At 61.9% G+C, this 17966-nt stretch carries 17 protein-coding genes; 14 read left to right on the top strand and 3 right to left on the bottom strand.

Annotation, left to right across the window (positions count from 1 at the left end):
- The 6 genes from ubiH (at position 1) to C9411_RS22090 (ending at position 8662) form a co-directional block, all read left to right on the top strand.
- Positions 1 to 1179, top strand: coding sequence for a 2-octaprenyl-6-methoxyphenyl hydroxylase (ubiH, locus tag C9411_RS22115; RefSeq protein WP_107227943.1), 1179 nt, complete (start codon positions 1 to 3; stop codon positions 1177 to 1179).
- A gap of 80 nt (positions 1180 to 1259) precedes the next feature.
- Entirely contained in the window at positions 1260 to 2462 is a 1203-nt protein-coding gene (ubiI, locus tag C9411_RS22110) for an FAD-dependent 2-octaprenylphenol hydroxylase (RefSeq protein ID WP_107227942.1), read from the top strand.
- A gap of 506 nt (positions 2463 to 2968) precedes the next feature.
- Complete coding sequence (gene gcvT / locus C9411_RS22105; protein ID WP_004931631.1) at positions 2969 to 4066, top strand: glycine cleavage system aminomethyltransferase GcvT; 1098 nt, start codon at positions 2969 to 2971, stop codon at positions 4064 to 4066.
- 163 nt (positions 4067 to 4229) lie between these two features.
- Positions 4230 to 4616: a glycine cleavage system protein GcvH gene (gene gcvH, locus C9411_RS22100; RefSeq protein ID WP_063990680.1), complete on the top strand. Its 387-nt coding sequence runs from the start codon at positions 4230 to 4232 to the stop codon at positions 4614 to 4616.
- Between the two features lie 92 nt (positions 4617 to 4708).
- On the top strand, positions 4709 to 7588 hold the full coding sequence (gcvP, locus tag C9411_RS22095) for an aminomethyl-transferring glycine dehydrogenase (RefSeq protein WP_107227941.1): 2880 nt from the start codon (positions 4709 to 4711) through the stop codon (positions 7586 to 7588).
- A gap of 108 nt (positions 7589 to 7696) precedes the next feature.
- Entirely contained in the window at positions 7697 to 8662 is a 966-nt protein-coding gene (locus C9411_RS22090) for a zinc-binding alcohol dehydrogenase family protein (RefSeq protein ID WP_107227940.1), read from the top strand.
- 10 nt (positions 8663 to 8672) lie between these two features.
- Here the strand turns inward: C9411_RS22090 and C9411_RS22085 are convergent, their stop codons facing one another.
- The 3 genes from C9411_RS22085 to C9411_RS22075 are packed head-to-tail and all read right to left on the bottom strand — an operon-like array spanning position 8673 to position 11282.
- Positions 8673 to 9203 carry a GNAT family N-acetyltransferase gene (locus C9411_RS22085; RefSeq protein WP_063990683.1) on the bottom strand — a complete coding sequence of 177 codons (531 nt, stop codon included), beginning with the start codon at positions 9201 to 9203 and terminating at the stop codon, positions 8673 to 8675.
- Positions 9200 to 10618 (bottom strand): ATP-binding protein, encoded by a 1419-nt coding sequence (locus tag C9411_RS22080; RefSeq protein WP_063990684.1) that lies wholly within the window; start codon positions 10616 to 10618, stop codon positions 9200 to 9202. The genes C9411_RS22085 and C9411_RS22080 overlap by 4 nt, the downstream gene beginning before the upstream one ends.
- A gap of 4 nt (positions 10619 to 10622) precedes the next feature.
- Positions 10623 to 11282, bottom strand: coding sequence for a response regulator (locus C9411_RS22075; protein ID WP_019455640.1), 660 nt, complete (start codon positions 11280 to 11282; stop codon positions 10623 to 10625).
- Between the two features lie 189 nt (positions 11283 to 11471).
- Between C9411_RS22075 and C9411_RS22070 the strand changes: the two genes are divergently transcribed.
- From C9411_RS22070 to C9411_RS22035, 8 genes are all read left to right on the top strand, one after another.
- Entirely contained in the window at positions 11472 to 11705 is a 234-nt protein-coding gene (locus tag C9411_RS22070) for a hypothetical protein (RefSeq protein WP_107227939.1), read from the top strand.
- A 96-nt stretch (positions 11706 to 11801) separates the two neighbouring features.
- Positions 11802 to 12548 (top strand): SDR family oxidoreductase, encoded by a 747-nt coding sequence (locus C9411_RS22065; RefSeq protein ID WP_107227938.1) that lies wholly within the window; start codon positions 11802 to 11804, stop codon positions 12546 to 12548.
- 76 nt (positions 12549 to 12624) lie between these two features.
- Positions 12625 to 12948, top strand: a complete 324-nt coding sequence (locus C9411_RS22060) for a BrnT family toxin (RefSeq protein ID WP_047570632.1) — start codon at positions 12625 to 12627, stop codon at positions 12946 to 12948.
- Positions 12911 to 13228 (top strand): BrnA antitoxin family protein, encoded by a 318-nt coding sequence (locus C9411_RS22055; protein WP_063990687.1) that lies wholly within the window; start codon positions 12911 to 12913, stop codon positions 13226 to 13228. The genes C9411_RS22060 and C9411_RS22055 overlap by 38 nt, the downstream gene beginning before the upstream one ends.
- 379 nt (positions 13229 to 13607) lie before the next feature.
- Positions 13608 to 14426, top strand: a complete 819-nt coding sequence (locus C9411_RS22050; RefSeq protein WP_107227937.1) for a DeoR/GlpR family DNA-binding transcription regulator — start codon at positions 13608 to 13610, stop codon at positions 14424 to 14426.
- Positions 14427 to 14473: 47 nt separating this feature from the next.
- Positions 14474 to 15457 (top strand): substrate-binding domain-containing protein, encoded by a 984-nt coding sequence (locus C9411_RS22045; RefSeq protein WP_063990688.1) that lies wholly within the window; start codon positions 14474 to 14476, stop codon positions 15455 to 15457.
- A 2-nt stretch (positions 15458 to 15459) separates the two neighbouring features.
- The gene (locus C9411_RS22040; RefSeq protein WP_107227936.1) at positions 15460 to 16977 is read left to right on the top strand and encodes a sugar ABC transporter ATP-binding protein; all 1518 of its coding nucleotides are present in this window, start codon (positions 15460 to 15462) and stop codon (positions 16975 to 16977) included.
- Positions 16970 to 17956, top strand: coding sequence for an ABC transporter permease (locus C9411_RS22035; protein WP_107227935.1), 987 nt, complete (start codon positions 16970 to 16972; stop codon positions 17954 to 17956). The genes C9411_RS22040 and C9411_RS22035 overlap by 8 nt, the downstream gene beginning before the upstream one ends.
- Positions 17957 to 17966: the final 10 nt, after the last annotated feature.

Genomic DNA, 17966 nt, shown 5'->3' with positions numbered 1-17966 from the left:
ATGAGCGTAATTATCGTTGGCGGCGGTATGGCGGGCGCGACGTTGGCGCTGGCTATCTCGTCGCTTACTCAGGGAAGGATTGCGGTGGATCTGGTCGAGGCGACTCGGCCGGGCGACCGCAGCCACCCGGGCTTTGACGCCCGCGCCATCGCATTGGCGCAGGGCACCTGCCAACAGCTGGCGCGCATCGGCGTTTGGCCGGCGCTGCGCGACTGCGCCACGCCGATCACTCAGGTGCACGTCAGCGATCGCGGCCACGCCGGTTTCGTGAATCTGCAGGCGCAGGATTATCAGGTCGATGCGCTTGGCCAGGTGATCGAACTGCACGACGCCGGGCAGCGGCTGTTCGCGCTGCTGGCGAAGGCGCCGGGCGTTACGCTGCACTGCCCCGCGCGGGTGGTGGACGTGATCCGCACCGCAGAGCGGGCGGAAGTACAACTGGATACCGGTCTGCGCCTGTGCGGGCAACTGCTGGTGGCGGCCGACGGTTCGCGTTCGGCGCTGGCGGAGGCCAGCAACGTGCAGTGGCGGCAGGAGGAGTATCCGCAGTTCGCCACCATCGCCAACGTCACCACGGCGGAAGATCCGCAGGGGCGCGCCTTCGAGCGTTTTACCCGCTACGGGCCGCTGGCGCTGCTGCCGATGTCGCAGGGGCGCAGTTCGCTGGTGTGGTGCCATGCGCGCGAAGATCGCGCCCGGGTAGATGCCTGGGACGACGAGCGTTTTATCGCCGAGCTGCAACAGGCCTTCGGCTGGCGGCTGGGGCGTATCCTCAAGGCCGGTAAACGGCACAGTTATCCGCTCAGCCTGCTGACCGCCGATCGCCATGTCAGCCATCGTCTGGCGCTGGTGGGCAACGCGGCGCAGACGCTGCACCCGATCGCCGGGCAGGGGTTCAACCTCGGCCTGCGCGACGTGATGTCGCTGGCGGAAACGCTGGCGGAAGCGGTAGACAGCGGCGAAGACGCCGGTGGTTATGCGCTGCTGAGCCGCTATCAGCAGCGGCGGCAAAACGATCAGCAGGCGACGATCGGCGTGACCGACGGATTGATCCGTTTGTTCGCCAACCGTTATGCCCCGCTGGTGGTCGGCCGTAATCTGGGGCTGATGGCGATGGAGCGTTTGCCGGCGGTGCGCGACGCCTTCGCCAAACGCACATTGGGCTGGGTGGAACGTTAGACACAGAATCGGGTGCCCTGTGGCGCGCCCAAAACGCGGCGCGGCAAGGCGTCGCGCGTTATTTAAGGAAATCGAGCAGCATGCAATCATTTGACGTGATTATCGCCGGTGGCGGTATGGTGGGGCTGGCGTTGGCCTGCGGCCTGCAGGGCAGCGGGCTGCGCGTGGCGGTGCTGGAGCAGCGCCAGCCGGACATGGCGCCGCCGTCGGAGCAGCCTGCGCTGCGCGTCTCCGCCATCAATGCCGCCAGCGAGCGTTTGCTGCAGCACATCGGCGTGTGGGACGACATTCTCCAGCTGCGCGCCAGCGCTTACAACGCGATGGAAGTGTGGGAGCGAGACAGCTTCGGCAAAATCGCCTTCCGCGGCGACGAGTGCGGCTTCAGCCATCTCGGCCACATCATCGAAAACTCGGTGATCCAGCAGGCGCTGTGGAAACGCGCCGAAAGCCTCTCGGACATCACGCTGATTACCCCGGCCGCGCTCAAGCAGGTGGCGTGGGGCGAGAACGACGCCTTCGTCACGCTGGAGGATGGCCGCATGCTGACTGCTCGGCTGGTGATCGGCGCCGACGGAGCCCAGTCGTGGCTGCGCCAGCACGCCGACATCCCGCTCACCTTTTGGGATTACCGCCACCATGCGCTGGTAGCCACCATTCGCACCGAAGAACCGCATCAGGCGACGGCGCGGCAAATTTTCTACGGCGATGGCATTCTGGCGTTCCTGCCGTTCAGCGATCCGCATTTAAGCTCCATCGTCTGGTCGGTGACGCCGGAAGACGCCGAGCGGCTCAAGCAGTTGGAACCGGAACAATTCAACCGCGAACTGGCGATGGCCTTCGATATGCGTCTGGGCGCCTGCAGCCTGGAAAGCGAACGGTTGGCCTTCCCGCTGACCGGCCGCTATGCGCGCAGCTTCGCCGCACACCGCCTGGCGCTGGTGGGCGATGCGGCGCATACCGTGCATCCGCTGGCCGGGCAGGGCGTGAACCTCGGCTTTATGGACGCCGCCGAGCTGATTTCCGAGCTGCGCCGCCTGCAGCGGCAGGGCAAGGATATCGGCCAGCATCTCTATCTGCGCCGCTATGAGCGCCGCCGCAAACATGGCGCGGCGGTGATGCTGGCCAGCATGCAGGGTTTCCGCGAACTGTTCGACGGCAACCACCCGGCCAAAAAGCTGCTGCGCGACGTGGGGCTGAGGCTGGCGGACAGCCTGCCGGGCGTCAAGCCAAAGCTGGTGCGTCAGGCAATGGGCCTGAACGATCTGCCCGAGTGGCTTGCCTGACACCTGCCTTCTGCGAGCCCCCTGAGGGCTCGCGCTTCTCGCCTTATGCCATCGTCTTTCCTTATATAACCCTTCATTTGAAATAATCTAATTTCAGCTGCTTTTTATCATTACTTTTTCTAATTCCATGTTCGGTAATCAAAAGTCGGAATCTCATGCGCGGCCGCCGGTTTGTTATATAACTTCGGAGTTTTGCCGCTTTAATTGTTAATTTTGTGCCTTAAAGCGCATTTTTCCAGTGAAAAACTCTGCACACTAGCCCGGCATTTTACCGCCCCGGAACGGCGATGAGCCTATTTTAACTTATGGTTAATGTGGTCGTTCGGTGATAAGTTCGGGGGAAAGGTATCGTTTGCGTCACGGCGGTTGCACGCAGTTTCCGCCCGTCCCGGCGCAGCATTTGTGTTGAGCAGTCAGTGCGCCATGGCGATCGGGCCGCGAGCCAGGCTCCGCCGCATTGCGTGGCAGCACCCTAACTTCTAGCGACGAGTGGAAAGAGGGCAAAGATGGCAAAGCAAACCCCACTGTACGACCAGCACGTGGCGTGCGGTGCGCGCATGGTAGACTTTCACGGCTGGATGATGCCGCTGCACTACGGCTCGCAGCTCGATGAGCACCACGCGGTGCGTCAGGATGCCGGCATGTTCGACGTGTCTCACATGACCATCGTGGATCTGCACGGCGCCCGCACCCGCGAGTTCCTGCGCTACCTGCTGGCGAACGACGTCGCCAAACTGACCCAACCCGGCAAAGCGCTGTACACCGGCATGCTGAATGCCTCCGGCGGCGTGATCGACGACCTGATCGTTTATTTCCTCACTGAAGACTATTTCCGCCTGGTGGTGAACTCCGCCACGCGCGACAAAGACCTGGCCTGGATTGAAGAGCACGCCGCGCCGTATGGCGTTGCGCTGACGGTGCGCGACGATCTGGCGCTGATCGCGGTGCAGGGCCCGCAGGCCAAAGAGCGTGCCGGCACGCTGTTCACCCCGGAACAAAAAAGTGCGGTCGAAGGCATGAAGCCGTTCTTCGGCGTGCAGGCCGGCGAGCTGTTCATCGCCACCACCGGTTACACCGGCGAGGCCGGCTATGAGATCGCGCTGCCGAAAGAGCAGGCGGCGGATTTCTGGCAAAAATTGCTGGCCGCGGGCGTCAAGCCGGCCGGTCTGGGCGCGCGCGACACGCTGCGTCTGGAAGCGGGCATGAACCTCTACGGGCAAGAGATGGACGAAGGCGTTTCACCGCTGGCCGCCAACATGGGCTGGACCATCGCCTGGCAGCCAGAAGATCGCCGTTTCATCGGCCGCGAAGCGCTGGAACAACAGCGCGAGCAGGGCACCGAGCAACTGGTCGGCTTGATCATGACGGAAAAAGGCGTATTACGTAATGAGCTGCCGGTGCGTTTCACCGACGCGGCGGGGCAAACCCATGAAGGCGTGATCACCAGCGGCTCGTTCTCTCCGACGCTGGGCTTCAGCATCGCGCTGGCGCGCGTGCCGGCAGGTATCGGCGAGCAGGCCATCGTGCAGATCCGCAACCGTGAAATGCCGGTCAAAGTGACCAAGCCCGGTTTTGTTCGCGCTGGCAAGCCGCTGACAAATTGATTTTTATTGATTCTTCCCTAGGGATTTCGCGCTGCGGCTAGGCGGCAAGTGCGCGAGTCCTCGGGAGCTTACTGCGGTAAGTGACCGAGGTGAACGTACGCAGCCAACAACGCTGCAGTGTGAAAGACGACGGGAAATTATTTCTTCGAAGGAGTAACCGGCTATGAGCAATGTGCCAACAGAATTGAAATACGCATCCTCCCACGAGTGGGTTCGTTCAGAAGGTAACGGCGTTTACACCGTAGGCATCACCGAACACGCGCAGGAACTGCTGGGCGATATGGTGTTTGTCGATCTGCCGGAAGTGGGCCGCAACGTCGCCGCCGGTGAAGATTGCGCCGTGGCGGAGTCCGTCAAGGCGGCGTCGGACATTTACGCGCCAATCAGCGGCGAAATCGTGGCGGTGAACGGCGAGCTGGAAAGTTCTCCGGAGCTGGTGAACAGCGAGCCCTACGGTGACGGCTTCCTGTTCCAGATTAAAGCCGCCGACGAAGGCGAGCTGGCGAACCTGCTGGACGCCGCGGCTTATCAGGCCTCGATCGACGAGTAATCGTGACCACGCCCCGGGCCTTTCGGCCGGGGCGTTTTAGTTACCGTTCAAGCTATATCCCGTATCACGCAAGCATTCAGGAATTTGTAGCAATGACTCAGACACTCAGCCAACTCGAACACAGCGAAGCGTTCATCGAACGCCACATCGGCTCTTCTGCGGAACAACGCCAGGAGTTGCTGGCAGCGGTGGGCGCTCGCTCGCTCAGCGCGCTGATCCAACAGATCGTGCCGGCGGACATTCAGCTGCCGGGGCCGCCGCCGGTCGGCGACGCGGCGACCGAACATCAGGCGCTGGCTGAGCTGAAGGCGATCGCCTCGCAGAATCAGCGCTACAAATCCTATATCGGCATGGGCTACAGCGCCGTGCTGACACCGCCGGTGATCCTGCGCAACATGCTGGAAAATCCGGGCTGGTACACCGCTTACACCCCTTATCAGCCGGAAGTGTCGCAGGGCCGCCTGGAAGCGCTGCTGAACTTCCAGACCGTGACCCTCGATCTGACCGGCCTGGATCTGGCTTCCGCTTCGCTGCTGGATGAAGCCACCGCCGCTGCCGAATCGATGGCCTTGGCCAAACGCGCCAGCAAGCTGAAAGACGCCAACCGCTTCTTCGTGGCCGACGACGTGCATCCGCAGACGCTGGACGTGGTGCGCACCCGCGCCGAAACCTTCGGCTTCGACGTCATCGTCGATAAAGCGGAAAAAGTGCTGGAGCTGGACGGCGTGTTCGGCGTGCTGCTGCAACAGGTGGGCACCACCGGCGAGCTGCACGACTACAGCGCGCTGCTGGCCGAATTGAAATCGCGCAAAATCATCACCAGCGTGGCCGCCGACATCATGGCCCTGGTGCTGCTGACCGCGCCGGGCAAGCAGGGCGCCGACGTGGTGTTCGGCTCCGCGCAGCGCTTCGGCGTGCCGATGGGCTACGGCGGCCCGCACGCCGCCTTCTTCGCCTGCCGCGACGAGTTCAAGCGTTCGATGCCGGGCCGCATCATCGGCGTTTCCCGCGATGCCGCCGGTAACACCGCGCTGCGCATGGCAATGCAGACCCGCGAGCAGCATATCCGCCGCGAGAAGGCCAACTCGAATATCTGTACCTCGCAGGTGCTGTTGGCCAACATCGCCAGCCTGTATGCGGTATATCACGGTCCGCAAGGGCTACAGCGCATCGCCGGGCGTATCCATCGCTTGACCGACATCCTGGCCGCCGGGCTGCAGAAGGCCGGCCTGACGCTGCGCCACAACACCTGGTTCGACACCCTGACCGTTGAAGTGAAAGACAAGGCTGCCGTACTGGAACGCGCGCTGAGCTTCGGCATCAACCTGCGTACCGATATCCACGGCGCCGTGGGCATCACGCTGGACGAAGCCACCTCGCGTGAAGACGTGCAGACGCTGTTCGCACTGCTGGCCGGCGACGAACACGGCCTGGACATCGACGTGCTGGACGCGGTGGTGAGCAAGAACAGTCAATCGATCCCGGCCGCCATGCTGCGTCAGGATCCGATCCTGACCCATCCGGTATTCAACCGCTATCACAGCGAAACCGAGATGATGCGCTACATGCATCGCCTGGAGCGTAAGGATCTGGCGCTGAACCAGGCGATGATCCCGCTGGGCTCTTGCACCATGAAATTGAATGCTGCGGCGGAGATGATCCCGATCACCTGGCCTGAATTCTCCGAGCTGCACCCGTTCTGCCCGCCGGAGCAGGCTGCCGGCTACCAGCAGATGATCGGCCAACTGTCTCAGTGGCTGGTGCAGCTGACCGGCTATGACGCGGTGTGCATGCAGCCGAACTCCGGCGCGCAGGGTGAATACGCCGGCCTGCTGGCGATCCGTCGCTACCATGAAAGCCGCAACGAAGCGGGCCGCCACGTCTGCCTGATCCCGAGCTCCGCGCACGGCACCAACCCGGCCTCCGCCCAAATGGCGGGCATGAGCGTGGTGGTGGTCGCCTGCGACAAGAACGGCAACATCGATCTGCACGATCTGCGCGTCAAGGCGGAGCAGGCGGGCGAAGAACTCTCTTGCATCATGGTGACCTACCCGTCGACCCACGGCGTGTATGAAGAAACCATCCGTGAAGTATGCCAGATCGTGCATCAGTTCGGCGGCCAGGTGTATCTGGACGGCGCCAACATGAACGCCCAGGTGGGCATCACCACGCCAGGCTACATCGGCGCGGATGTTTCGCACCTCAACCTGCATAAAACCTTCTGCATCCCGCACGGCGGCGGCGGCCCGGGCATGGGCCCGATCGGCGTGAAAGCGCACCTGGCGCCGTTCGTGCCGGGCCACAGCGTCGTGCAGATCGACGGCGTAACCACCCAGCAGGGCGCGGTTTCCGCGGCGCCGTTCGGCAGCGCCTCCATCCTGCCTATCAGCTGGATGTACATCCGCATGATGGGCGCGGAAGGCCTGAAGCAGGCCAGCCAGATGGCGATCCTGAATGCCAACTACATCGCAACCCGTCTGAAAGACGCCTATCCGATCCTGTATACCGGCCGCGATCACCGCGTGGCGCACGAATGTATCCTCGATATTCGTCCGCTGAAGGAAGAGACCGGCATAAGCGAAATGGACATCGCCAAGCGCCTGATCGACTTCGGCTTCCACGCGCCGACCATGTCGTTCCCGGTGGCGGGCACGCTGATGGTCGAGCCGACCGAGTCGGAAAGCAAAGTGGAGCTGGATCGCTTTATCGATGCGATGCTGGCGATCCGCAGTGAGATTGACCGCGTCGCCAAAGGCGAATGGCCGCTGGAAGACAACCCGCTGGTGAATGCGCCGCACGTGCAGGCGGAGCTGGTCAACGACTGGCAGCACCCGTACAGCCGCGAGCTGGCAGTGTTCCCGGTGGCCGGCGTGCGCGAGAACAAGTACTGGCCGAGCGTTAAGCGTTTGGACGACGTGTACGGCGACCGTAACCTGTTCTGCTCTTGCGTGCCGATGAGCGATTACGAATAACACGTTCGGCAAAGTTTGTGTTCGGGGGACACCGCATCATGCGGTGTCCCTTTTTATTTTATTGCGGCCTATTCTTTCCTGTACGTTCCCACGATTTGAGGAGTCACCATGCAAGCGGCAATCGTAACAGCGCTGGGGCAAGCCCCGGTATTCGGCACCTTTGAGGAGCCCCAGGCGCAGGCGAATGAAGTGCCGATCGACGTTCTGGCGGCCGGCATCAAACAGCTGGATCGCGCCACCGTCGCCGGCACCCATTACTCCAGCCCCAAGCAGTTGCCGATCGTGCCCGGCACCGACGGCGTGGGCCGGACGGCCGACGGGCAACGGGTGTATTTCGCCTCCTTCCGCCGCCCTTACGGCGCGATGGCTGAGCGCAGCGTCGCGTCATGGACGGTGCCGGTGCCGGAGGCGGTAGACGATGCCACGGCGGCGGCGCTGATCAACCCGGCCTTCGCCGCCTGGCTGCCGCTGCGCTGGCGGGCGGATCTGCAGCCCGGCGAAACGGTGCTGATCATCGGCGCTACCGGCACCTCGGGAAAACTGGCGGTCGCGGCGGCGCGTCAGGCAGGGGCCGGGCGCATCGTTGCTGCCGGCCGTCGGCTGAGCGTGCTGGAGGCGTTGGACGTAGACGCCACGGTGGATCTGAGCCTGCAGGGCGAGGCGCTGACGCAGGCTTTCGCGGCGGCGGCAGGGCCGGGCGGTTATCAGGTGATCGTCGATTATATCTGGGGCCCGGCGACTGAAGCGCTGCTCGCAACGCTCAATAATCACGCTCTCTCGTCTTACGCCGGCGGGCGCGGCATTCGCCTGGTCAACGTCGGCTCGATGGCCGCGCCGGACATCCGGCTGCCTGCGGCGGTGTTGCGCAGCAATCAGCTGCAGATCCTCGGCAGCGGCACCGGCAACTTCCCGCCGGTCCCGGAGATGCAGCGCTATGCGACCGAAATTCTGGCGCTGGCGGCGACGGGCGCGCTCGCTATCGAGACGCAGGAGCACGCCTTGGCGGAGATCGCCGAGGTGTGGGATCTGAACAAGAAAAGCGACGTGCGTTCGGTGATACGCATCGCCCGTTAGACTCTTGCCGCTAGCGGCAAAGGCAGACCAGGTGAATATCCTCCGGCTCGCGGGCGAACAGCTCGGCATCCGGGCGCTCGATGAGCCGACAGCCCTGCGCCAGATAGAAGTCTACGGTGCTTTTGTTGGGGATGGAGGAAACGTACAGCCCGGCGGCGCCTTCTTGCGCCGCCTGACGCAGGCAGAGTTGAAACAGCTGCCTGCCTAAGCCCTGGCCGCGTTGGTGCGCGCTGACGTAAAAGAACAGCAGCTGGCGCAGATCCCGCTGTGGGCCGCGCGGCTCGGTGTCCAGCGCCGCCGCCGCGACGATCTCCTCGCCTTCGAACAACGCGAAGAACGTGCCGCCGCGATCGAAGCAGGCTTCGTGGATTGGCGTATAGGTGTCTCGGTCGTGCGGATCCCAACCGCGCACGTCGTAGTAGTCCGGGTAGGCGTGCAGCTTGCCGTCCTGCAGGCGATACAGGGTGTCGATGATTTCACTGCGGTCGATATCCCACAGCCGGTCGAGTTGTTGCCGTTGCAGCAGAACAGGGGGGCTCATGATCGTTGTTCACTCTCAGTCTGTGGCCGGTAACTTTCCGGTAAATCGATAATAAAACCGATGCCGCGATCGTCGAGGCCTTCGGTGACGCGCAGCTGCGCGCCGATCTTGTCGGCCAGGTTCCGGGCGATGGCCAACCCCAGCCCGCTGCCGGTCTGCTGCGTGCCAGGCACGCGGTAAAAGCGTTCAAACAGGCGGGCGCGGTGCTCTTCGCTCACTCCAGGGCCGTTGTCGCGCAACGTAATATAGCAGCCGAGCGGCGCCAGCGAGCGGATATTGGCTTCGATGCGGCTGCCGGGCGGCGCGTACTTGAGTGCGTTGTCCAGCAGGTTGGTGAAGATGGCGATCAGCGCAGGACGGTCGGTGGTAATCACCACGTCCTCGCTGCCGTCGAGCGAGAGTTCCACATCCTTTTCCAGCGCATAAGGGACGTGCTGCGCGATGCATTTGCCGATCTCTGCGTAGATGTCCACCGCCTCGATTTTCAGCGGAAAATCTTCCGCCTCCAGCTTGGCCAGGTTGATCAACTGGCGAGACAGCGACGCCGCGCGATCCAGCCCCTGCTGCATGTCGCCGATGATCTCCCTGCGCTCCTGCTGCTCGCTGACCTGGGTCAGCAGGTGCAGCTGCGCCAGCACGGCGGCGATCGGCGTGCGCAGTTCGTGCGCCGCATCGGCCATAAAGCGTTTCTCGCGCTGATTGGCGGCGTCGATGCGCGCCATCAGTTTGTTGACCTCCACCACCACCGGCCGGATTTCCTGATACTGCTCGCTGACATTGATCGGCGACAGGTTGCCTGGCTGGCGATCGGAGATGGTGCGGGCGATCTGGCGCAGCGGCCGCAGGCTGAAATAGGCGGTAAACAGCAAGGTGACGATGATGGCTGCCAGAATGCCCAGCAGCGGTACGGCGGTGCTCTCCGCCGGGTTGCCGAACAGCGTGGTGCGATCGTTGAACGACTCGCCGACGATTACCCGGTACTGGCGCTTTTCGCTCCAACTGCCGGCGAGATGCCAGTTGGCGCCGGCGTAATTGACGGAGCCGGACAGCACCGAAGGCGGCAGACGCAGCGGCTCTCCCTGCGTTTGCGAACTGTAAAGCACCCGGTTGTCCCGATCGTAAACCACGAACAGCGGGTGATAGTCGATTTGATCCTGCATGCCATTATTGATGGAATCAATGTACATGCCTTCAATGGTCTTGATGATGCCGAGGTAATCGATATTGTCGGTGCCGGTTTCATCGAGAATATTGGCGATGCCTGCGGCGACGATGCGTTGCTGGTTATCGAAATATTTCTCCATGTCGGGGTAATACCAATATTTCACCCAGGCGACGAGGAGCCCCCACAATAATAAAATGGCCAGCACCTGGAAAATAATGGTGCGCATAAAGAAGGATTTGAAACCGATCATTCCGCTACTCTTTCTTCAGCAAATAGCCAATGCCGCGTACGGTAATAATTCTTTCTTTACCGATCTTGCGCCGTAAATTATGCATATGCACTTCCAGCGAGTTGCTTTCCACGCTGTCGCCGTGGCCGAACAGCCGCTGTTCCAGCACCGCTTTGCGCACCACGGTGCCGGCACAGCGCATCAGTTCGTGCAGCAGGTGATACTCTTTTTTCGACAGCATCAGCAGTTCGTTATCCAGCGTCACCTGATGGTTGACCGGATCGAGATACAGCGTGCCGAGGCTCCAGGTTTGCGACGCGAAGCCCGCCATGCGGCGGTTGACCGCCTTGACGCGCGAGATGAGTTCGGGCAGCGCAAAGGGTTTGGCCAGAAAGTCGTCCGCGCCGGAATCCAGGCTGTTCACCAGGCTTTCGATGCGGTCGCGGGCGGTCAGGATGATGATGGGGATATTTTGCCCGGCGGCGCGCCAGGCGATCAGCTTTTGCAAACCGTCGCCGTCCGGCAGCGTGAGATCCAACAGCATCAGGTCGAACCCGCCGGGTGAAAGTTTATTTTCCGCGTCTGCGAGCAGGCGCACCCAGCACAAATTAAAGCCGGTGAGCTCCAATGCGCGGCACAGCGCCTTGCCTAATTGCAGGTCGTCTTCCACCAACAGTATGTTCACGTTTGTTCCGCTGAGTTCTTCGAATCGCGATTATCTAACTATAACCCTGCCGGGAAGACAACGGGGAAACTCGCTTTGCCTGCGTGTTCTTAAGCAAACCTTAATCTGGCTTTAATCTCGCGTTAAGGGAACGCGGGGGAATTTCAGTTATTTTGCTGCCATTCGATATCACAACGGAGGGAGCGAAACATGCAGACTGACGGTTCCCCGCTCGCGGGCACCTCGCGGCGGTTGATGTACGCAGGCGTGGCGACGCTGCTCGTTCTGTTGCTGTTGTCTTTTCGCGGCGATGCGCAGAGCCATAGCCACAGCGGCCTGCATGCTGCCGGCTTGCAGCGGGTTCATCAGGCGACGACGCCGGACGCCTACGGCTGCGTCAAAGTGCGCATCAAAAAGCAGCTGCGCCGCCTGGCTCAGCTTTGAAGCGCTTTTTAGGGCGCCGCTCTATACTCTGACGGGCAAACGGGGCGTCTGCACGCAGGCCGCTATGTTGACATCGCTAACCAGAGAAAAAACAGTATGACGAAAGTGGCATTGGTGACCGGCGCGAGCCGGGGGATTGGCCGTGCGGCCGCGTTGTTGCTGGCCCGGCAGGGTTATGCCGTGGGCGTGAATTACCTGCGTGACGAAAGCGCGGCGCGGCAGGTGGTGGCAGAGATTGAGGCGCAGGGCGGGAAGGCGCTGGCGTTGCAGGCCGACGTGGCCGATGAAGCGCAGGTGATGGCGATGTTCGCCGCGCTGGACGCCCGGCTGGGCACGCTCAGTGCGTTGGTCAACAATGCCGGCATTTTGTTCCAGCAGGCGAACATTGAGCAGTTGACCGCCGAGCGCATCAATCAGGTGCTGAGCACTAACGTGACCGGTTACTTCCTGTGTTGCCGCGAGGCGGTGAAGCGCATGGCGCTGCGCCATGGCGGGCTGGGCGGCGCCATCGTCAACGTTTCTTCCGCCGCTTCTCGTTTAGGCGCTGCGGGGGAATACGTCGATTACGCCGCCTCGAAAGGCGCCGTCGATACCCTGACCATCGGGTTATCGCGCGAGGTGGCGGCGCAGGGCATCCGCGTCAACGGCGTGCGGCCCGGATTCATCTATACCGAGATGCACGCCAGCGGCGGCGAGCCCGGCCGGGTGGATCGCGTGAAGGACAGTTTACCGATGCAGCGCGGCGGGCAGCCGCAGGAAGTGGCGGAGGCGATCGCCTGGCTGCTGTCTGACGCCGCGTCTTACGTGACCGGCACCTTTATCGAGGCCGCCGGCGGGCGTTGAACGCATGAGGGGGTTTTGACATCCCGCCGTGCGGAGTGTATTTTGATTAAATAACAATCAAAATGTAGTTACAAAAATGTATGTTTATTTTGAATGGAATCAGGATAAAAATCACAGCAACCAGCGCAAACACCGCGTCAGTTTTGAGATTGCGCAACGGGTTTTTCTGGATCCCAACCATTTGGCCGTGCTGGAGAGGATCGAGGGCGGAGAAGAACGCTGGCAAACGCTCGGTATGGTCGGCTCCTGTTTGTTGCTGCTGGTGGCGCATACGACGATCGAAACGGATGTCGAAGGCGATACAGTAGAGATCGTGCGTATCATTTCAGCACGCAAGGCCGATGCCAAAGAGAGGGGAAGATATGAAGCGCAAAAATTCAGCCAAAAATCTGGCGCATAGCGTACTCCCTCCGTTGACGGAGGAGCAGAAAGCGCAAATTGCTTCGTTGAGCGCGCTGCCGGATGAGGATATCGATTATGCCGATGCCCCGGCCCTGGGTGAAGAAAAGTGGCAGGCGGCGGTGCAGGGGCGTTTTTATAAACCGATGAAAGTATCGAAAACCATCCGAATCGATGCGGATGTGTTGGCCTGGCTTCAGCGGCCAGGCAAAGGCTATCAGAAACGCCTGAACGCCGTGTTGCGTGAGGCAATGTTGAAAGAGCATGAGCACGAGGAATAAGTCGTGTCAGGCGGGTAACGGTCCGGTGAGGTTCTCACCGGATTTTTTTTGCAGCTTTTCAGGTAAAGCCTACCAGCATTAGCCGCCGCTCGGCAGCGTTCGGTCAAAACCACAAAAACGGTCATTAACGGTCATGTTGCGGAACGTGGAATTGTGACCGTTTACCGTTTCTCTCCTGCCTGTCTAAGACGCACACGCATCATAACTGTCTGTTACTCCACACTTTCGTAATTATTCATTTCATTTCCTTCCCGATTTTTTTGACAACTATCACAGCGCGATCGTTGCCCGATCGCGGGGCGATGTGCTTTGCGTCTGCGCGCAAAACGCGGCGCGGCAAATCGATATCGTAATCATCGTCGTGGAGGAGAAAAGAAACATGCTGCCTGTAGAACGTCATCGCTTTATCACCGAAGTCTTGAGCCAGCGCGGCCGCGTGATGGTGCAGGAGGTGGCGCAGCTGTGCCATATCTCTATCGAGACGGCGCGGCGTGATCTGGCCTTGCTGGAACGGCGCGGCCTGCTGCTGCGCAGCCACGGCGGCGCGGTGTTCGTCGAGCCGCCGGCAGTGGAAAAAACCTATGTGCCCGCCGAGATAGACCAGGGGGAATCTTTCCGCCAGCGCAGCAACGAGGCACCGGAGCAGAAAACGCGCATCGCCAAACGCGCGCTGGAATTTATCGCGCCGGGGGATTGCCTGCTGCTGGACAGCAGCTCCACCAGCTGGTTTTTGGCGCGCCAACTGCCGGATATCTCGCTGGTGGTGCTGACCAACTCGCTGCACATCATCCAGACGCTGGCCTGCAAGGCCAACGTGCGCACCATCGGCCTGGGGGGCGAGTATTCCGCCAAGTACGAGGATTTTATCGGCGTGCTGGCGGAGCAGATGCTGAAGGAGTTCGTGATCAACAAGCTGTTCTTCTCCTGCCACGGCATCTGCCAGGACGGCGGCGTCCGTGAGAGCAACGAGCACCATGCGCGGTTGAAACAGCAGATGCTGCTGGCGTCGGAGCGCAAGTTCCTGCTGGTGGACAGCAACAAGTTCGGCCGCCGCTCGTTCGCGCGCATCTGCCACTACCGGGAGATAGACACCCTGATCACCGACAGGCTCAGCGACGATGAATTTCGTCAGGAACTGGCCTGGAACAACGTCGACGTGATTGAAGTTTCACCCGCCGCGAAAAGGGCGGTGCGATAACAACAACGAAAACCCTTATTACAGCCAACACTTGTGGAGAGAGAACAATGAAAAAATCCGTACTGGTCGGTCTGTTTGCCTCGCTGCTGCTGTCGGTCTCCGCGCAGGCGGCGGACAAGCTGAAAATGGGCGTGGTGGTGAAGATCGGCGGCATTCCCTGGTTCAACGCCATGGAGGCCGGCATCAAAAGCGAAGGTGCCAAACGTGGCATCGACGCCTGGATGGTCGGGCCGACGGCGGCGGACCCGGCGCTGCAGGTGCGCGCCATCGAAGATCTGATCGCGCAGAAGGTGGACATCATCGGCGTGGTGCCGAACGACGCCCGGGTGCTGGAGCCGGTGCTCAAGCGCGCGCAGGAAGCGGGCATCAAGGTGATCGTGCACGAATCCCCCGGCCAGAAGTACGCCGACTGGGATTTTGAGCTGGTGGACGCCTCGCAGCACGGGGTCAACCACATGAAAGCGCTGGCCGCCTGCATGAAAGAGCAGGGCAAGTATGCGGTGTACGTCGGTAGCCTGACGGTGCCGCTGCACATCACCTGGTCGGACTCGGCCATCAACTACCAGAAGCAGCACTATCCGAACATGCAGCTGGTGGGCGACAAGTTCGGCGTGGGCGAATCGCTGGATGACAGCGTGCGCACCACCAACGATCTGATGGCCAAATATCCCGATCTGAAAGGCGTGCTGGCCTTTGGTTCACAGGGGCCGATTGGCGCCGGGCGCGCGGTGCTCAACCGCGGAAAAAGCAATGATATCTGCGTCATCGGGCCATTCAGCCCGGGCCAGGGCGCTTCGCTGGTCAACCGTGGCGCCATCAAGGGCGGTTATATCTGGAATCCGCTGGTGGCCGGCGAAGTGTTCGTGCGCATCGCCGACATGATGCACCAGGGAGAAAAAATCACCGATGGCATGATCATCGAAGGCATGGGCAAGGTGCAGGTGGATGCGCAGCAGCACACCCTTCTCGGCAACGCCACCGAAAGCCTGGATAAGCAAAACCTGCCGAAGCTGGTGAAGATGGGGCTGTAATCATGGCGATTTCCGGCAATACGGCAACGCAGGGCACGCCGCTGATCGCGCTGCAACAGCTGTCGATGACCTTTGGCGGGCAGCGTGCGCTAAACGCTATCTCGCTGGCGCTGATGCCGGGGGAAGTGCACTGCCTGGCCGGCACCAACGGCTGCGGAAAAAGTACGTTGATCAAGACGATCGCCGGCGTGTATCAACCGGACGACGGCAGCCGCATCACCATCGACGGGCAAACCTTCGGCCGGCTGTCGCCGGATCAGGCGCGCGCCTTCGGCATCCAGGTGATCTATCAGGATCTGTCGCTGTTTCCCAACCTGACGGTGGCGGAAAACATCGCCTTCGAGCACAACCTGCGCGGGCTGCTGGGTTGGTACCGCCCTGCGCGGCTGCGGCGCACCGCCGAGCGCCTGCTGCAGGAACTGAGTTTCCATCTGGATCTCGATAAACGGGTGGCGGAGCTGCCGATCGCCCAGCGGCAGCAGGTGGCGATCTGCCGCGCGCTGGTGGCGGAGGCACGGTTGGTGATCATGGATGAACCGACCGCCTCGCTGACGCGCACCGAGGTCAACCAGCTGCTGCGCACGGTGGATTATCTGAAAGCGCAGGGCATCTGTGTGGTGTTCGTCAGCCATCGGCTGGACGAGGTGCTGGAGATCTCGGATCGCGTCACGGTGATCCGCGACGGCAACAAGATCGGCACCTGGCCGGCGGCGGAGATCACCGGCGATCGTCTGACCGAGCTGATGACCGGTCTGACGCTGGACTATCGCCTGAAGTCACCGAGCATGAATAAGGAGCGGGTGATGCTGGAGGCAGACCGTCTCAGCCGCGCCGGGCAGTATCAGGACGTGAGCTTCCGGCTGCATCAGGGCGAGGTGCTCGGGTTGTGCGGGCTGTTAGGCTCCGGGCGCACCGAACTGGCGCTGAGCCTGTTCGGCATGACCCGGCCGGACAGCGGTAAGCTCTACCTCGACAGCAAACCGGTGCGCTTTCGCGGCCATGAGGACGCGATCAAGGCCGGTATCGGCTACGTCTCGGAGGATCGCCTGACGCTCGGCCTGGTGCAGCAACAGTCGGTGGCGGACAACGCAGTGCTGACCATTCTCGATAAGCTGCGCGGGCGTTTTCGCCTGATTGACGACTACCGCAAGAATCGCATCGTCGCGGAATGGATCGCCAAACTTGGCGTGCGGGTGGCGGATCCGGAGCAGGCGGTTTCGACGCTGTCCGGCGGCAATCAGCAAAAGATCGTATTGGCCAAGTGGGTGCTGACCCAGCCGCGGATCCTGATCCTTGACTCGCCGACCGTCGGCGTCGACGTTGGCGCCAAGGCCAGCATCTACCAACTGATCCATCTGCTGGCGCAGGAGGGGATCGCCATTTTACTGATCTCCGACGAGGTGCCGGAGGTGTATTACAACTGCGATCGGGTGCTGCACTTCAGCGGCGGCAGCGTGATCGGCGAATACCTGCCGGGGCAGGTGAGCCAGCAACAGCTGGCGGAGGCGGTCAATGCGTAGATTCAGCCTGAAACCGCGCGGCAACGAAGGCTACCTGGCCTGGGTACTGCTGCTGACGGTCATCGTTTTTTCGCTGCTCAGCGATCGGTTTTTAACGGTGCAAAATCTGCTCGATCTTAGCGAAAGCTATGCGGTGAGCGGCATTTTCGCCCTCGGCCTGTTCGTGGTGCTGGTGACCGGCGGCATCGATATCTCCTTCGCGGCGGTGGCCTCGGTGGTGCAGTACCTGATCGCCACGCTGGCGACCCACTACGGGCTGGCCAGCCCGGCGGGCAGCATTCTGCTGGCGTTGGCGATCGGCGCCGCGCTGGGCATGGTCAACGCGCTGTTGATCTACTGCCTGCGCATCGTCTCGATCATCGTCACCATCAGCATGCAGGCGTTCTTGTTCGGCATGCTGATGTGGCTGACCAACGGCCGCAGCCTGTACGCGCTGCCGGACTGGTGGACGCTGCCGCGCAGCGTGCTGCCGTTCCAGCTGGGTGAACAGAGCTATCAGCTCGGTTTGCCGACGCTGGTGATGCTGGCGGTGGCGCTGCTGACCTGGCTGCTGCTGAACAAGACGCACCTCGGACGCCAGCTGTTTGCCGTCGGCGGCGATGCGGAGTCGGCGCGGCGCATCGGCATCCGCGTCGGCCTGTTGCACCTGTTCGCCTATGGCTATCTGGGCGTGATGGCGGCGATCGGCGGCCTGGTGCAGGTGTACCGCATGGGGGAGGTGGTGCCCAATGCGCTGGTGGGCGGTGAGCTCGACGTACTGGCGGCGGCGGTGCTGGGCGGCGCCAGCCTGAACGGCGGCAAGGGCAGCGTGATCGGCACGCTGATGGGCGTATTCCTGATCGGCGTGCTGAAAAACGGTCTCAACCTGATCGGCGTGTCCAGCTACTTCATGAACGTGGTGATCGGCCTGGTGATCGTCGCGGCGATCACCGTCACCCACTACAAGAAACGCAAAGAAACCGACGTCGGTTTCGCCTGAGGAGCGCCTG

Source organism: Serratia sp. Nf2 (assembly GCF_003028435.1).
Classification (GTDB): Bacteria; Pseudomonadota; Gammaproteobacteria; order Enterobacterales; family Enterobacteriaceae; genus Serratia; species Serratia marcescens_L.
The sequence above is the reverse complement of the archived record's forward strand: the minus strand, read 5'-3'. Positions and strand labels throughout refer to the sequence as shown.

Coding starts and splice junctions, on each gene's coding strand:
- ubiI (WP_107227942.1), top strand. CDS start 1,260: ATGCAATCATTTGACGTGATTATCGCCGGTGGCGGTATGGTGGGGCTG.
- C9411_RS22035 (WP_107227935.1), top strand. CDS start 16,970: ATGCGTAGATTCAGCCTGAAACCGCGCGGCAACGAAGGCTACCTGGCC.
- ubiH (WP_107227943.1), top strand. CDS start 1: ATGAGCGTAATTATCGTTGGCGGCGGTATGGCGGGCGCGACGTTGGCG.
- C9411_RS22045 (WP_063990688.1), top strand. CDS start 14,474: ATGAAAAAATCCGTACTGGTCGGTCTGTTTGCCTCGCTGCTGCTGTCG.
- C9411_RS22085 (WP_063990683.1), bottom strand. CDS start 9,203: ATGAGCCCCCCTGTTCTGCTGCAACGGCAACAACTCGACCGGCTGTGG.
- C9411_RS22040 (WP_107227936.1), top strand. CDS start 15,460: ATGGCGATTTCCGGCAATACGGCAACGCAGGGCACGCCGCTGATCGCG.
- C9411_RS22055 (WP_063990687.1), top strand. CDS start 12,911: ATGAAGCGCAAAAATTCAGCCAAAAATCTGGCGCATAGCGTACTCCCT.
- C9411_RS22050 (WP_107227937.1), top strand. CDS start 13,608: ATGCTGCCTGTAGAACGTCATCGCTTTATCACCGAAGTCTTGAGCCAG.
- gcvT (WP_004931631.1), top strand. CDS start 2,969: ATGGCAAAGCAAACCCCACTGTACGACCAGCACGTGGCGTGCGGTGCG.
- C9411_RS22080 (WP_063990684.1), bottom strand. CDS start 10,618: ATGATCGGTTTCAAATCCTTCTTTATGCGCACCATTATTTTCCAGGTG.
- C9411_RS22070 (WP_107227939.1), top strand. CDS start 11,472: ATGCAGACTGACGGTTCCCCGCTCGCGGGCACCTCGCGGCGGTTGATG.
- C9411_RS22060 (WP_047570632.1), top strand. CDS start 12,625: ATGTATGTTTATTTTGAATGGAATCAGGATAAAAATCACAGCAACCAG.
- gcvH (WP_063990680.1), top strand. CDS start 4,230: ATGAGCAATGTGCCAACAGAATTGAAATACGCATCCTCCCACGAGTGG.
- C9411_RS22090 (WP_107227940.1), top strand. CDS start 7,697: ATGCAAGCGGCAATCGTAACAGCGCTGGGGCAAGCCCCGGTATTCGGC.
- C9411_RS22065 (WP_107227938.1), top strand. CDS start 11,802: ATGACGAAAGTGGCATTGGTGACCGGCGCGAGCCGGGGGATTGGCCGT.
- gcvP (WP_107227941.1), top strand. CDS start 4,709: ATGACTCAGACACTCAGCCAACTCGAACACAGCGAAGCGTTCATCGAA.